Source organism: Rhodococcus sp. SBT000017 (genome assembly GCF_003688915.1).
Classification (GTDB): domain Bacteria; phylum Actinomycetota; class Actinomycetes; order Mycobacteriales; family Mycobacteriaceae; genus Rhodococcoides.
The window spans coordinates 3,723,944-3,737,910 of the sequence record NZ_REFU01000001.1 but is presented as its reverse complement, the minus strand read 5'-3'; the positions used below and the strand labels follow the sequence as shown (position 1 = coordinate 3,737,910).

The following is a 13,967-nucleotide window of genomic DNA, read 5'->3' as shown; positions in this document are numbered from 1 at the left end:
TCTCGCGTGCACAACGGGTTGTCTCAGCCACACCGGATGTCGGTAGTCTGACGTCTGTGGCATCGAGCTTCTATCGCGCGGAATGGTCGGGCGACGATCTGCAACAGGATGTCTCGGAGGCGCACTGGGTGAACAACAGTCTCGAGGTCGTCGCCCAAACCACGGTGGGCTCGCTGGTCCCCACTGTGTTCGACGCCTATGCCCGCATCAATTATCCCGCTCGTAACGGCACGCCTCACCCCTTGTCGCCGGCGAAAACCGTTGTAGCCTGGCATGTTCAGCTGACTTCCATCATCGAGGTACTCGTCCGAAGCACGAAAACGCCGAACGAATGCTGGTTCGCGGTCTGGGAAGGCAACACCGCCCTCGACGACATTCGCGACAAGGCACCGACCGCGGACATCGCCGGTTACAACTATTTTCTGTTGAAGGGACCGGTCTCGCGCGCAACCGACACGCTCAGAGGACTCTCGCCGAGTCTGTGGTGGCCGGCCGACCACGCGTGGTGCGTGGCTCAGCACTTCGACTTCCCGTGTACATATCTCGGAGGCAGCGCGGAGACCGTTGCCGGCATTCTCGCGCTCTCAGAGATCGAATCCTCGCCGGTTCGCGTCGACCAGATCATCACCGTGAACTACGGGCAGCACAACGACTGAGATCCTCAACCATTCGATGCGATGGCCTCGACCAGAAGTACGTTCCACTGCACGCCGAAACTCAGTGGTAATGAGCCGTGTTCGAAGTACTCCATCCGCCCGTACGGCGTCACGCTGAACATGCCAGGGTGTGGCGTCGGACTTCGTTCCTCGTGCTGTGCCAGGAATCCTGGGCGATCCAGCACGCGGGCGCTTCCCTGCGGTCTCGTCCTGAAGTCCAACCACAGGTATCTGTCCCACACCAAGCAGCCGTGCAACATCACGTCCCCGACCATGTTGCCGTCGGACATCATCGTGGTGAAGCCGTCGCCGAGGTGAGCGATCCACTCCGTTCTGCCATCGACATCCACGGCCTCGACACGAGCGGGAACGTCGGTGCACACCTCCGCGGGCAGTTCCAACTGCTCTGGTGAAGCCCAGTACGTTGTGGGCGTGAACACCGAGCCTACGGCCGGTTCGTCGGGCCACGGCTCCATGTCCTCGAGCATCCACAGTTGCGGCATATCAAGAGAAATCAATCAGAATTGCGCCCTCGGCGCTCCCATTCCCGGGTCGATTTGGAACGGCCCGCTCGCAGAAGGCGCTATCGGGAAGTCGAAGATCGCAGTGGGGATGTACACCGTGGCACAGGAGTTCGGGATGTCCACCACGCCGGACAGGCGTCCTTCGATCGGGGCCGATCCCAGCAAAAGGTATGCCTGCTCGGGGCTGTAGCCGAACTTGGTGAGGTAGTCGATCGCATGCATGCAGGCATTCTGGTACGACAGGTCGGAGTCCAGATACTTCTGCTCGCCGTCCACGGTCACCGAAATACCCGAGAAGGCAATCCATTCGGAGTACTGCGGTGCGGTGTTGCCGGGCATGAAGATCGCGTTTTCGCTCACTCCGTACGTTTCCATGCCGCCCTTGATCAGGTCGACGTGCAGGTCCATGAAGCCACCCATTTCGATGGCACCGCAGAACGTGATCTCCCCGTCGCCCTGGGAGAAGTGCAGATCACCGAAGGACAGCTTCGCGCCCGGCACGAACACCGGGTAGAAGACGCGGGTGCCCTTGGTGAGGTTCTTGATGTCCTGGTTTCCACCGTTCTCGCGTGGCGGTGCTGTGCGTGCGGCTTCGCCTGCGACACGGCTGAATTCGTCACCGCTCAACGAGCCGAGGATCGCACCGTCGAGCTCGGGTGCAAGAGCCAGTGGCGGAACCCGATTGGGATCGGTGGCGATCAGCGCACCCTCACGGGCGTTCCACTTGGCCAACAGTTCTGCCGAGGGCGCGGTCCCCATGAGTCCGGGATGGGTGATACCGGTGTATTTCACGTGCGGCACGTGGCGAGATGTGGTGGTCTGCCCGGAAAAATCCCAGATCGCCTTGTACGCGTCGGGGAATCGATCGGTGAGGAACCCGCCGCCGTTCTGCTTGGCGAAAATTCCTGTGTAGCCCCAACCCTGACCGGCCAGCGGACCCGAATCCTCCTGCGGTATCGGCCCGACATCGAGGATGTCGACTATCAGTAGGTCACCTGGCTCGGCCCCCTCGATGTGGAAAGGGCCGGAAAGAGTGTGCACGTTGTTGAGCGGCGCATTGAGAATGTCCTCGGCGGAATTGTCGTTGTGGATGGCCCCGTCGAACCATTCGCGACAGTGGGCCCGGAAGGACGTGCCGGGTTTGACTGTGACCGCCGCCGGGATATCGGGATGCCATCGGTTGTGACCGACGACCTCCTGCTCGGTGAAACTCTTCGTCGAGTCGAGCGGAAACAGCAGTTCGGGCACTGGACACCTCCGGTTGCGCGGATTCCCCTGCCTCGATCATTGCACCGTCGCGGTCCATCCGGTCGGATATGGCGTGTAAAAGTTGTATGACGTTGTGCCGGAACGTTGCTGATACGACGTCTCCGGCTACCCTCGGATGCGTGCCCACCTACAGCTTCCGCTGCGCACAGCGTTGCGACCCCGTCGAGCAGAGCTTCTCCATGGCCGACGTGCCCTCCGAGGTGACATGCCCGGAGTGCGGAGAGGCAGCCGGACGAAAGATCTCCTCACCCGCTCTCGGACGAGGAAGCAGCGCTGCGATGAAGGCGCACGACGCCTCGCGCGCCACGGCCGACACGCCTGCCGTCGTCTCGTCCCTACCGCCGGCCGGCAGATCGGCACCGCGGACCACATCCAACCCACTGCATCGCCGACTGCCGCGCCCCTGACGACCGGCGTTTCCCTTTCGTACCGACGGGGAAGTCCGACGGCATGTCCGAACTACCCACTCCGCCGTCCATCGCCGACGGCTCCACCACCGAGGACGTCGTCGACTGGGTTGCCGAGCATCTGGGCGACCTGACGCGCGAGGGGCCGGATGGCATCTCGGCGGGAGGCATTCGCGGCGGGCAGTCCGCTGCCGATACTGCCCTGGCCGGGCTCGACATCACCGGATATGCCCGCGATCGCAGCACCGTTCTTCCGGTGGATCGCCGAGGCGCAAGCCGCATGTCGCCGTACATCCGCCACGGGCTGCTGACGCTGCGAGAGGTCTGGGACGCGGTGTCCGACGCTCCCCCACGCGACCGTTCTCGCTATCGCGACGAGCTGATGTGGCAGGAGTACGCCCGCCACCTCTATGCGCGCACCGGATCGGATCTCGGCCGTTCGCTACGCCGTGAGCAGCCGCGACCGCAGGGCTGGACCGCGCAGCCGTGGCCCGAGGAGATGAACTGCATGTCCTCGGTGGTGGGTGAATTACACGAGGTCGGTTGGCTGGTCAACCAAACTCGCATGTGGCTCGCCTCCCAGTGGGCAGTCCGCGCCGGAGCGACGTGGCGCGACGGCGAGGACGAGATGTTCGCCCATCTGCTCGACGGCTCCCGCGCCGCCAACCGCCTCGGCTGGCAGTGGACCGTCGGTACCGGGAGCGGCAAGGTCTACGGTTTCAGCCGGTGGCAGGTGAACAAGCGGGCCCCGTTCCTGTGCCGCAACTGCGCGCTGAAAGATGCGTGTCCCATCGAGAATTGGCCCGACGACGATCTCGGCCCAGCAGTCGACGGTCCAGATCTGAACAAGGCTCCGATTCCCGCCGGCCCAGCCCATATGGAAGGCACTGGCGCAGAACAGGTGTGGATCACAGCGGAGTCACTCGGCACCGCAGACCCAGCACTGGCCGCCGAGACCGACCGGCCCGCGGTGTTCGTCTTCGACGAGCCGCTCCTGCGCAAACTGAGGCTCTCCGGCAAAAGGCTGGTCTTTCTCGCCGAGACGCTCGGTGAGATCGCATCGACCCGCCCGTTGGAGGTGCGCCGCGGGCGAGTTGCCGACGAACTCTCCGGACGCGCCTTGGCCACCACCTGGGCGCCCGTTCCCGGCTTCTCCCGCATCGCCGACGCCATAGCCCCGGTCGAGTTGCATCCCTGGCCGTGGCTGGTGCGTCCCACCACGTCCTCGGTCCGCTCGTTCAGCGCGTGGCGTCGGAGTCATTGAACAGCTCTACCGCGGCCGCACCGTGATCTGCCCTTCCTCGCTGTGGGCGGACAAGGTCTTCGGTGATCTCGGATCGTTGATGACGTCGACGGAAACGTCGCCCTTCTCGGATTCCGCTTCCACGGCGTAGGCGACGGCGGGTGGGAGCCCGATCGTCGTGTCACCGATCACGTTGCTTGTCTTCACCGATTCCGGCGCAGTCCGAGATTCGACGGTGATCTCACCGAAGGTCGTACTCACCTCGACAGCGGTCGCCGTGGCATCGCTGATCTTCACGTCGCCGAAACGCGTGTCGACCAGCAGAGCTCCTGCCGATCCACGGGCGAACACCGATCCCGACGCTGTCGAGACAGTCACGTCTGCAGCGACATCGGACAGTACGACGTCCCCGCCTGCTCCGTTCACCGTGAGGATCAGATTAGCCGGTATCTGCAATTCGACATCGGCGTCGCATGATCCGTATTTGTCGTACGAGCACTCCACCGCCACGGTCGATCCGTCCGCACCGATATCGATCGTGGGGCTGTCTCCTCGGTAGATGCCGCGAGCTCGAACATGCAGAGAGTCATCGGGACTGGGCACGAACGTCAGATGGGCGAATCCTGTCGTGACGGTCAATCGAGAGCCGTCGATCGCGTGGTCGACCGAGTAGTCATAGTCCTGAGCCTTCGGAACGGAGAAGCCGAGCGCGATCGCGGCTGTCGTTCCCGCGCCGGCCAGGCCGATCACCACCGCCGCGGTGGTGATCGCCAGTGCATTGCGCAACAATGGAATTCGATTCATCGAATAGCTCCCAGGTATCGTAGGACTGCCATGACTCGTCGGTGATCAGCACTGTCACCGAGCAAGCCGAGTTTGGCGAAGATGTTTCCGATGTGCTTTTCGACGGCCGCTTGACCGACGACCAGAGAGGCCGCGATACCGGCATTGGACTTGCCTTCGGCCATCGCCGTCAACACGTCTCGTTCCCGCGGCGTCAACGAATCGAGGGGATCCGATCGCGGTGCTCGCGCCAGAATCTGCTGCACGACTTCCGGATCGATGACGGTTCCGCCGCCGGCGACAGTCTTTACCGCGTCGGCGAATTCATCCACATCGGCAACACGATCCTTGAGCAGATACCCGACGCCGTCCGTGCTCTGCCGGATCAGTTCGGCCGCATACGTTTCCTCGACGTACTGCGAGAGCACCAGTACCCCGACGTCGGGCCATCGCTCACGAATGACAAGTGCTGCTCGCAGGCCTTCGTCGAGAAATGTGGGAGGCATCCGAACGTCGATGACGCAGACGTCGGGCAGGGGGTCGGTGGCCGACATCAGTGTCAGGAGCTGCCCCGCGTCACCTACTTTGCCGATCACCTCGGCACCGGTGTCGACCAACAGCCGCGCAACACCCTCACGCAGCAGTACCGAGTCGTCGGCAATGATCACTCGCACGGGATGGTCACCTCGACTCGTGTCGGACCACCTGATGGTGACGTCACCGTCAGCGTTCCGTCGATTCCACTGAGCCTGTCGGCCAGTCCGGCCAGTCCGCCGCCGGGCTCGAGATGCGCACCACCACAACCGTCGTCGATCACGGTCACTGATACGGAGGATTCTCCACGCACGACGTCCACCTGCACGTGACTGGCGTCGGCGTGCTTGCCGACATTCGTCAAGGCCTCGGATACGACGAAGTACACCGTCGATTCGGCGGTGGCATCGAGACGCCGCTCTCCGGTGAGGGCCGGGTCGATGTCGATGGACACCGGAATTGTGCACAGCGCCGCGACCGAAGACAGTGCCGCATCGAGTCCTCGATCGGTCAGGATCGGTGGATGCAGTCCTCGCGTCAACGTCCGTATCTCGCCGATCGCATTCTTGGCTTCACGATGCGCATCGTCGAGCAGACCCTTCAACACCACGTCATCGGTAGCGGATACACGAGACTTCGCCTGCCCCAGTGACATTGCCACCGATACCAGCCGCTGCTGGGCCCCGTCGTGGAGGTTTCGTTCGATGCGTCTCCGTTCGGCATCTGCAGCGTCGACGACGCGAGCGCGACTCATCGTCAGCTCGTTCACCCGCTTGCCCGACTCGGACTGTCCGAGAAGTGCTGCAGCGCTCCACCAATCGACTTTTGCGAGCAGGGTTGTCAGAGGAGGGACGCCGGCAACGAGCACCGCCAGAGCTACCGCACCGACGCACGCAACCAGCGGAAAGTCGACTCGTTCGGCGATCTCCAGTCCGGTGCCCTCGGGATCTGTGACCAACCACGCGATCGGGGCCACCACCAGAACGGGAAGGACCAGGAACAGCGCCGGCAGCAAGAAGAGCAGAGCGGCCGAGATCGGAATGCGAATGATCCAGTAGACGAGTGACTTCCACAACCCGACGTCGCGGACGCACCACACCAGCTTGTGCCAGCTGGTCGGATAGACGATCGTCGCAGGTCTCGTGATCTCGATGCCACTGGTGACGTCGACGCCGGCCCGTGCCGCGATGTCCAACCACCGAAGGACCACGATTGTGAACACGAAAACGAGCACGCCACTGAGGGCGAACGGCAGTGCGAACACAGCGAGTAGGAGTAGACCGACGATCAGCCAACCACCGACGCCGGCGAACGTCGCCGCGAGCAACGAGGCCACTGCTAGCCACCACTGTTGCGAAATCCACGCTCTGAGCGGATTCAGGGGAATCGGTAATGCCTGGTTCATGCGGTTGAGCGTAAGTGGGCAGTTGCCGGGTCGTCCCCACTGTGAACCCACGAGGTGAAGTAGGGCCAGCCCTACCGTCGACACGCGGGTCGCGCGCGATCGCCGAGCTCAGGCGTCGAACACGCTCGCCTTCTCCCGAACTTGTCGGAGCCCGGTGATATCAAGGATGTAGAGAGATACGACAGAAAGGGATTCGCATGTCCGCACGCTTCGATACCTGCAACGGCACACTCGTGATCCACGCGGTCGGCGGTGCGGAGTGCACGGAGCCGGACTGCGTGGATCTCGAGTACGTACGCCACTTCCTGGTTCTGGAATGCGAGGAGGTCACCGGCGGTTGCCAGTGCACCGCCCTCGTGGAGTTCGCTCAGGCGTCCTGACGTCGAACCACCGGCTGCTGCAGTTCGGTCACCCAATTCTCCTGCGGCTGCGGCTCTGACACCAGGTAGTACTCACGGCAGATTCCGGAGAGTTCGTAGCCGTTGGCCTCGATCCAGGCCGTGAACTGCTCCCAGGTCTCGCCGATCGTTGCCATCGAACCGTGGTGAACGGTGGTCACCGCGAGCTCGACGGGCGGTAGCTCGCGAACCTCGTAGCCCTCACCGGACACGACTTCTGGCCCCACCTCGAATGCGGCATGCACGGTGATTCCGGTGCCGTCTCCATCGTCGACGGCCTCGTACATGGCAATCGACGACGGCCCGAACGCCACGCCGTGCCCAGCGAGCGTCTGGGCGAGTCGGGCGTACATCGGGCCGATGACCGGGCCGATGTTCTCGGGCCCGAACCCGGCGGCGGTCTCGGAGACGAGAGCGATACGAGTGGGTGGCAACGATTTGGTGTCTACGGTGATCATCGAAATCCCTTCGGTGTGGGAGAGCCGCGCATCGATGCGACGCAGGCGAGCGGCGTCGAGATCGAGTCGACGAGCGACATCAGTGCGCTTGGCGGCGAGCATCTCGCGTAGCCGATCGGCGCTGACCTGGCCGTGTACGATCTGCGTCACCTCGTCGAGCCTGAACCCGAGGTCCTTGAACATGAGAATGCGTCCCAGAACCTCGAACTGCGAACCCTCGTACGAGCGATAGCCCGTGAACGGATCCACCCGTGCCGGCGTCAACAACCCGATCTCGTCGTAATGCCGAAGCATGCGAACCGACACCCGGCCGATCGATGCGAACTCTCCAATGCTGAACATGACCCTCCGAGGTTCTCGTCTCACACAGTGTGAGGGTCAAGCGCAGAAAATCGGGTGCACTGAACCGCGCTGACCCTCTTTGCCAGGCTGCTTGTGAGTCGAGATCAAGTAGCGGAGGAGAGTCGTGATGACGGTCGATGTGGGGTTCACCGGGGAGCAGATCCGGCAGTTGGTGTTCGAGTACTGCGGTCTGCGGCATGGGCAGCGTGGCGCGTGGATGGATGCGCGTCCGCATATCTCGAAGCGAATGATGGCGCGCTGGCGTTCAGCTGTGTTCGACGGTGATGTGGACCGCGGGATGGTCCCGCGTCAGACTGGTGCCATGCATGTAGCTCCAGGTGATCGGCAGTCGTCGATGCAGCGTCGGGAGATCGACCGAGCCCGCCACGATGAGGAGTTGGAGCGCCGAGACGCCCGAATCCGGCAACTCGAGGAGACCAACGAACTGTTGGGAAAAGCTATCGGGCTTTTGCACGCGATGAACGTGCCCGAGCCCGCCGACACCCCGATGAAGAACGATCCCACCGATTCCTGACTACCGAGAACACGCTCGTCACGGATCTGGCGTCGTCGGCCGGGTCGGTGCGCAGTGCCTTGACGGTAGTGGGGCTCTCCCGCTCGACGTGGCACTACCGCCGCAGTCCACGTCCTGCAGTCGAACAACCTGTGCACCAACGTGATCGGCGGTATCCGAATCGCATCGACAGCACCGATCGAGTTCAGGTCGAAGCGTTGATCACCACCGGATGGCGGGCCGGCAACTCGGTCGATCACACCTTCGCCACCGCCTGGGACAACGGGTCGATGATGGCGTCGCGTCGCTCGTGGTGGCGTATCGCAGCCGCGGTCCTCGACCAACGCAGTCGCCCGAAGACACCGACCAAGAAGAGCACCCGCACCCCGCGCCGGATGCCCGTCCACACCGCCACCGCGCCCGGTCGGGTGTGGAGTTGGGACATCACCGATCTGCACTCACCGTGGCGCGGTGCCTCGTTCAAGGCGTACTCGATCATCGACATACACTCACGGTTGATCGCAGGGTGGCGTGTGGAGGAACGAGAGAGCGACCACCTCGCCGCCGAGATGTTCGAGAAAGCCATACAGCGTTACGGCGCACCATCATTCGTTCACGCGGACTCCGGTCCGGCGATGCGCTCGAACACCCTCGAGACTTGCTTGACCGCACACGGAATCGAGCTCACCCACAACCGTCCCTACGTCAGTAACGACAATCCGTTCTCCGAGTCGGAATTTCGGACCATGAAGTACCGCCCGAACTACCCTGGCATCTTCTCCGGCATCGATGCCGCTCGCGGGCATCTCACCGACTACGTCCACTGGTACAACACCGACCACAAACATTCCGGCATCGCACTGTTCTCACCCGCAGACGTGCATTCCGGGAAGTGGCGACAGATGTGGACCGACCGCGACCGCGCCCAACAGGCCTACTACGACCGGCATCCCGAACGGTTCCGAGCTCGTCCACACACACCCCGGCCCGCATCGAGCGTGGGAATCAACGACAACCGACTCCAAACAGCTTGACATCGAGCGTCAGCGCGGTCGCCTGCACCCGATTCTTCACGGCACGGGAATCCGGAAGCGAACCGCCGACCCCAGAAGGCCGACTTGCTCGCCTCCGACTCTCGTCAGGGTCGCTATCGAGGCCGCGTTGCCCGCCTCGCAGACCGCCGTTACCCGGGGCATGCCCATGTAAGAGGCGAGCGTCAGCACCTCGCGTACTGCCCAAGATGCAACTCCCCGACGTCGATCGGACGGGCGAACCCCGTAGCCGATGTGCCCGAGACGGGCGGCGAACTCGTGGCTGTCGTGTCTGAGTGCGACGCCGCCCAACACTCGTTCGCCCTCCACGATCCAGCGGTACGTGCACTCGACGTCGTCCCGAAGCCGCTCGACCCAATCCGAAAAGCCCTGTGCGGACCCGACATCATCGTCGGCCGTCAACCCGAAACCATCCTCGTGGAACCCCGGCCCCCATTCGGAGCGACAGTCCAGCCAGACGTCACGCAGATCGTGCGAAGGGAAGACAAGTTCCATAGCACTCGCTCGAGGATTCACGCCCATACCTGCCTCCGTTTCGGATTACTGACGGCTACGGGAGGTTGGAATCCAGGTCCGAGGCCGAAATATACGCGCCGTCAGCGGTACACGGTGAATTGATCGCCCCACGATCGGGTCATGTGTCCCGCAGCCGAGGCCACGACCATGTTCCGCGGATCCACACCTTCGGGTTGCGGAATCGACCATCCGATCTCACCGGTGCGGGCGTCGATGGAATGCGTGCCCTGATAGTCGCCGAAGACGAAGTTCTTCCCGTCGGTCAGTCCACTGCGCACCCAATATGCGTCCTCCCACGGCGTCACCCATCGCTCGGCGCCGTCGTCGATGTCGAGACCGGTGAGCGTCTTCGCCTCCGGATCGGTGACGATGACGACGCGGTCGACCACTGCAACCAGGGCCGACTGTGTCCCGCTGAACTCCGACTGCACCACGGCTGGATTGCGCCAGAGCTCGTCGCCGGTATCGGGGTCGTAGGCACCGTCACCGAGGAACATCGGCGGCGGATTCCGTGGGTTGCTCGGATACATCGATGCTCCGTACGATGGCCGAGGAATTGCCCGGATGGTCGAACCGTCTGCCGCCAAGAGGTTTTGGGTACCCACAGTTCCCGATTCGCTGCCGACACTCGACAGCCACAAGCCGTTCCCGACGCTCCGGACCGAGTCACCCTCGTAGGCAAATACCTCTGCGCCACTGTCGAGATCGAAGATCGTGTAGATGTATTGCGGGGTGCCGTCACCCCTGGACGTCAACATCACCGACTTTCGATCCGGCGTGACATACACCGAGGAGAAGTCGCCGGACCGCTCGAACGTGCGGCGGAAGTCGGACTCGACGGCCGCCGGAGTACCTTTCGTCAGCACCGGCGTTCCGTCCAGATTCCCAGAGACGAAGACGGTCTGGTCCACGATTCGTGCACCGTTCACATCGAAATCCGTTCCGACGTCCGCGACCAGCGCCCCGTCGGACGTGTCGATGGACACCACGCGCCGATCACCCCAGCACGCGAGCAACACCGATTCCAGTTCCGGCGCACACTGACTCACCCGTCCAATGGGCGTCTGCCACAGTGGCGCTCCGTCATCGGGATCGACACCGACGAGCGTGACCGCACCGACCTCGGCACCGCTCGACAGATCTACAGCCGGAAGCGGATAGCCGGTGGCAGCGATGAGCACAGTTCCGGCGTCGAGAAGTCCGCTGTACCCGTAGTACTGATCGAGCAGGCTTGGCATCGAGAGCAACACATCGCCTTCGTTGTCGCTCAAGGCCCGCACGTCGGCAGTCCATGCGAGCTCCGGAGGCGAATCCAGTGACGATTCGACAACCGATTCGGACTGTCGGGCGTCCACGGTCTCCCGCTCGTTTGTCGCGACCCGAACAGCGACGAACACTGCGCCGACAACCATGGCCAGAACAAGAGCACTCAGCTTCCAGCGTTCGCTACGAGTGAGATTCACCGGGCGACGGTAACATTCCTCGGCATTCGAGCGGCCCTGCTCCAGCGACCCGACCGAGGGACCTCAGGCAACTCCCACCGGATAGTGCAGCGGTAATCCTGTCTCTCCGACACCGAGTTCGAGGATCGCCCATTGATGTGGGTCGATGGCGAGCAGTCCGTGGTTGGATACGATCAGCGACGTCCCGCGGAATGCGACCGATGCGGGCGTCGAGTACGGGATGGACCGAGTGATGCTCTCGACGGGCGTGGGGAGCGACGCCACCACCGAACGGGTGTCGGGGTCGACCACCTCGACGGCGTTGTACAGCGGATTCGCAATCGGCAGGTAGATGCGCCCGCTGGACCCGATGGCCGAACCGTCACCCTGACTCGCGACCGCCACAGCCTCGAGAGCACCTGGCGTACCGCCGGGAGTCGCCGAAAGTCGATGGACGACAACACGACCGAACGATTCGACTCGCGGCACCAGCGACATGGTCACCACGAAATTGAGCCGTCCGGCAGCGTCGAACTGCTTGCCGTTGACACCGTGGATCGAGGCGAATTCCGCATTTTGGTACCAGATCTCGGCTGCCCCACCGCCGGAAGGCACCTTCCAGATGGTGGCCTGATTCAGGTCGCTGACGTACATGGTTCCGTCGGGCGCGAATGTTGCCCAGTTGGGCCAGGCCGGTCGATCGACGGGCGAAGGCTCGCACGGATTGCCTGCGGTCCCAGCACAGTTGGGGAGGTCGGCGAATGTCGCGTAGACCGTCTGCGTTCCGGTCGCCGGATCGATGCGCACTGCCCGCGCCCCCGAGTAGTCGAGGGCGTAGACCCGACCGTCGCCGTCGAGCGCAATGCCGTTGACGCCGTGCTGGGCGGGTACGTGATCCGCGAGGGAATACGTCGCGAGCAGGCTACTGTCGGCGGCCCAATGCCAGACGTCCGCAGCCGAATTGGGACGGTTGGACCCCGACCAGATGCTGCCGTCCTCGGGATCGACGGCCAGTCCTTCGGGTTGCCGGGCAGCGGAACCACAGCGATATCCCTGGTCTGCCCATAGTCGAGGGCACCGTCCAGGGGTTCGGCCGCCGCCCCGGGCGCGGTGACGACCGCGCCCTAGAGGCAGCTTGCCATCGACGTCAGAACGAGAACGCCGCTCCGACGTCCGTTCATCGAGGTGTGATGGAACCGAGGAACGAGGTGGTCCAGATCGCCGAATTGGCTGATCCTGCAGCATCGTTCGTCGGAACCAGCCCGTTGAGCGTCACCTGACCACCGGTCAGGCCGAGAGCGGGCTGCGGCGGCAAGGTGAACCCACAGGACTGCTGCACGGTGCCCGGCTCGATGGCCAGATCCATACGACGGCACTGCCCGGTGGACGTGGCTGTGAGCGCCGGCGCGACGCCGTAACTCGTGATGCTCAGCGATGCGCCGAAGTCCGGGGACGACGGGTTCTGGTAGCAGATCGACGCGGTGGCCGCGACGGCCGCGGAGGGCTCGGTCGATGCCGCGCCGGTGGCAGCGTCGACGGACACGGCATGAATCTCGGTGGTGCGCACGCCACCCGGGCATGCGGGAGTGCTTCCGGTCGAGACCGAGTTCACCTCGCGCCCGACGCTGTACTTCACCGAACCCGTCGGTTGCGGGGTTCCTGCGACGGGTTCCGGCACGGGAGCAGTGCCTTCACCGAGTGTGTAGAGGGTCCACAGCGAGCCGGTGCGTCCGTCCGGCAGACGAAGCGGGTTGGCGATCGAGTTGCTGGTCGCGACACCGTCGACGACCCCGGAATCGTTGGGGTTCACTCGCAGAACACAATCGACGGATGCGCGCCCTGGCGAGCCGATCATGAACTCGAGACCGCACGGCCCGTACATCGAGAGCTCGCCCAGACCGGGAGCCGTCAGTGCGCCCCACTGGTCGAGGAATGCCTGGCCGTCGATGATCGGCCCGTCGCACACGTAGATCGGTCCGACGTTCTGAGCCGTCGGGTTCTGCAGGAACCCCGTCGACGGGTCGTTGGTGAAGGTGTACATCCGCGCGTCGAGACGCTCGACTACGGTCAGCGAACGTGGGGAGCCGAAGTAGTCGTTGCACGCAGCGTTGTCCTCCGCGGTGGGACGCAGGCCGCTGTCGACGGTACGGAAGACGCTGAAGTTACCGGGCCCGTCATCGATTGACCCCATGATGGTCGCGGGTGCCGGGCTCGGCGCAGGATCCGCCGAGGCCGTGGCAATCGGACACAACGCGACCGCCACCGCAGACACCACGACGCCGCGCAACCACTTCTTCGACACTTCGTATCCCCCGGAAAATATGGATCCGCAATCGGTGCAGATCGGACTCACCCCGCCGAGGAGACTAGCGCAACAGGCGTTGAGAAGCGAGAGTTGGGGAGATCGCATCGGACAGAAATCTC

Annotated in this window: 16 protein-coding genes; 6 read left to right on the top strand and 10 right to left on the bottom strand. The window is 63.7% G+C overall.

The features are described 5' to 3' along the window. Positions 1-56: 56 nt before the first annotated feature. A complete protein-coding gene (locus AYK61_RS17510) occupies positions 57-656 on the top strand; it encodes a hypothetical protein (protein ID WP_121871740.1) in 600 nt (199 codons plus the stop codon). A gap of 5 nt (positions 657-661) precedes the next feature. On the opposite strand, the gene AYK61_RS17505 is transcribed toward AYK61_RS17510, so the two are convergent. Further along, a complete protein-coding gene (locus AYK61_RS17505) occupies positions 662-1,159 on the bottom strand; it encodes a hypothetical protein (protein WP_121871739.1) in 498 nt (165 codons plus the stop codon). 15 nt (positions 1,160-1,174) lie between these two features. Next, positions 1,175-2,428 carry a formamidase gene (fmdA, locus tag AYK61_RS17500; protein ID WP_121871738.1) on the bottom strand — a complete coding sequence of 418 codons (1,254 nt, stop codon included), beginning with the start codon at positions 2,426-2,428 and terminating at the stop codon, positions 1,175-1,177. Positions 2,429-2,568: 140 nt separating this feature from the next. Here fmdA and AYK61_RS17495 point away from each other — a divergent pair, with 140 nt between their 5' ends. Both AYK61_RS17495 and AYK61_RS17490 read left to right on the top strand, forming a co-directional pair. Next, positions 2,569-2,856 (top strand): FmdB family zinc ribbon protein, encoded by a 288-nt coding sequence (locus AYK61_RS17495; protein WP_259468106.1) that lies wholly within the window; start codon positions 2,569-2,571, stop codon positions 2,854-2,856. A 43-nt stretch (positions 2,857-2,899) separates the two neighbouring features. Further along, positions 2,900-4,120, top strand: a complete 1,221-nt coding sequence (locus AYK61_RS17490) for an FAD-binding domain-containing protein (RefSeq protein WP_121871736.1) — start codon at positions 2,900-2,902, stop codon at positions 4,118-4,120. A 6-nt stretch (positions 4,121-4,126) separates the two neighbouring features. On the opposite strand, the gene AYK61_RS17485 is transcribed toward AYK61_RS17490, so the two are convergent. Genes AYK61_RS17485 through AYK61_RS27655 form a run of 3 tightly spaced genes read right to left on the bottom strand, consistent with a single transcriptional unit; the run spans position 4,127 to position 6,821 of the window. Continuing rightward, on the bottom strand, positions 4,127-4,903 hold the full coding sequence (locus AYK61_RS17485) for a DUF4097 family beta strand repeat-containing protein (protein ID WP_121871735.1): 777 nt from the start codon (positions 4,901-4,903) through the stop codon (positions 4,127-4,129). Beyond that, on the bottom strand, positions 4,900-5,556 hold the full coding sequence (locus tag AYK61_RS17480; RefSeq protein WP_121871734.1) for a response regulator transcription factor: 657 nt from the start codon (positions 5,554-5,556) through the stop codon (positions 4,900-4,902). The genes AYK61_RS17485 and AYK61_RS17480 overlap by 4 nt, the downstream gene beginning before the upstream one ends. Then, complete coding sequence (locus AYK61_RS27655) at positions 5,547-6,821, bottom strand: sensor histidine kinase (RefSeq protein ID WP_220709126.1); 1,275 nt, start codon at positions 6,819-6,821, stop codon at positions 5,547-5,549. Before AYK61_RS27655 ends, AYK61_RS17480 begins: the two co-directional genes overlap by 10 nt. Positions 6,822-7,018: 197 nt before the next feature. On the opposite strand from AYK61_RS27655, the gene AYK61_RS17470 reads away from it, so the two are divergent. After that, complete coding sequence (locus AYK61_RS17470) at positions 7,019-7,201, top strand: hypothetical protein (protein ID WP_032397091.1); 183 nt, start codon at positions 7,019-7,021, stop codon at positions 7,199-7,201. On the opposite strand, the gene AYK61_RS17465 is transcribed toward AYK61_RS17470, so the two are convergent. Next, complete coding sequence (locus AYK61_RS17465; protein ID WP_121871733.1) at positions 7,189-8,019, bottom strand: MerR family transcriptional regulator; 831 nt, start codon at positions 8,017-8,019, stop codon at positions 7,189-7,191. The two genes, AYK61_RS17470 and AYK61_RS17465, sit on opposite strands and share 13 nt — an antisense overlap. A 127-nt stretch (positions 8,020-8,146) precedes the next feature. Between AYK61_RS17465 and AYK61_RS17460 the strand changes: the two genes are divergently transcribed. Both AYK61_RS17460 and AYK61_RS17455 read left to right on the top strand, forming a co-directional pair. Continuing rightward, entirely contained in the window at positions 8,147-8,554 is a 408-nt protein-coding gene (locus tag AYK61_RS17460; RefSeq protein WP_121871732.1) for a hypothetical protein, read from the top strand. Positions 8,555-8,622: 68 nt separating this feature from the next. Further along, a complete protein-coding gene (locus AYK61_RS17455; protein WP_147458345.1) occupies positions 8,623-9,567 on the top strand; it encodes a DDE-type integrase/transposase/recombinase in 945 nt (314 codons plus the stop codon). Positions 9,568-9,603: 36 nt separating this feature from the next. Here AYK61_RS17455 and AYK61_RS17450 read toward each other — a convergent pair whose 3' ends face one another. From AYK61_RS17450 to AYK61_RS17435, 4 genes are all read right to left on the bottom strand, one after another. Then, positions 9,604-10,080 carry a GNAT family N-acetyltransferase gene (locus AYK61_RS17450; protein WP_183130331.1) on the bottom strand — a complete coding sequence of 159 codons (477 nt, stop codon included), beginning with the start codon at positions 10,078-10,080 and terminating at the stop codon, positions 9,604-9,606. A 101-nt stretch (positions 10,081-10,181) separates the two neighbouring features. After that, the gene (locus AYK61_RS17445; RefSeq protein WP_259468105.1) at positions 10,182-11,564 is read right to left on the bottom strand and encodes a PQQ-binding-like beta-propeller repeat protein; all 1,383 of its coding nucleotides are present in this window, start codon (positions 11,562-11,564) and stop codon (positions 10,182-10,184) included. 63 nt (positions 11,565-11,627) lie between these two features. Beyond that, complete coding sequence (locus AYK61_RS27060; RefSeq protein WP_128645479.1) at positions 11,628-12,788, bottom strand: SMP-30/gluconolactonase/LRE family protein; 1,161 nt, start codon at positions 12,786-12,788, stop codon at positions 11,628-11,630. Further along, the gene (locus AYK61_RS17435; protein WP_128645478.1) at positions 12,721-13,845 is read right to left on the bottom strand and encodes a hypothetical protein; all 1,125 of its coding nucleotides are present in this window, start codon (positions 13,843-13,845) and stop codon (positions 12,721-12,723) included. The genes AYK61_RS27060 and AYK61_RS17435 overlap by 68 nt, the downstream gene beginning before the upstream one ends. Between the last annotated feature and the right edge of the window lie 122 nt (positions 13,846-13,967).

What these genes read in the sequence shown, in the direction of transcription:
- AYK61_RS17505 (WP_121871739.1), bottom strand. Translation starts at nt 1,159, where the DNA reads ATGCCGCAACTGTGGATGCTCGAGGACATGGAGCCGTGGCCCGACGAA.
- AYK61_RS17490 (WP_121871736.1), top strand. Translation starts at nt 2,900, where the DNA reads ATGTCCGAACTACCCACTCCGCCGTCCATCGCCGACGGCTCCACCACC.
- AYK61_RS17485 (WP_121871735.1), bottom strand. Translation starts at nt 4,903, where the DNA reads ATGAATCGAATTCCATTGTTGCGCAATGCACTGGCGATCACCACCGCG.
- AYK61_RS27655 (WP_220709126.1), bottom strand. Translation starts at nt 6,821, where the DNA reads ATGAACCAGGCATTACCGATTCCCCTGAATCCGCTCAGAGCGTGGATT.
- AYK61_RS17470 (WP_032397091.1), top strand. Translation starts at nt 7,019, where the DNA reads ATGTCCGCACGCTTCGATACCTGCAACGGCACACTCGTGATCCACGCG.
- AYK61_RS17465 (WP_121871733.1), bottom strand. Translation starts at nt 8,019, where the DNA reads ATGTTCAGCATTGGAGAGTTCGCATCGATCGGCCGGGTGTCGGTTCGC.
- AYK61_RS17460 (WP_121871732.1), top strand. Translation starts at nt 8,147, where the DNA reads ATGACGGTCGATGTGGGGTTCACCGGGGAGCAGATCCGGCAGTTGGTG.
- AYK61_RS17450 (WP_183130331.1), bottom strand. Translation starts at nt 10,080, where the DNA reads ATGGAACTTGTCTTCCCTTCGCACGATCTGCGTGACGTCTGGCTGGAC.
- AYK61_RS27060 (WP_128645479.1), bottom strand. Translation starts at nt 12,788, where the DNA reads ATGCTGCAGGATCAGCCAATTCGGCGATCTGGACCACCTCGTTCCTCG.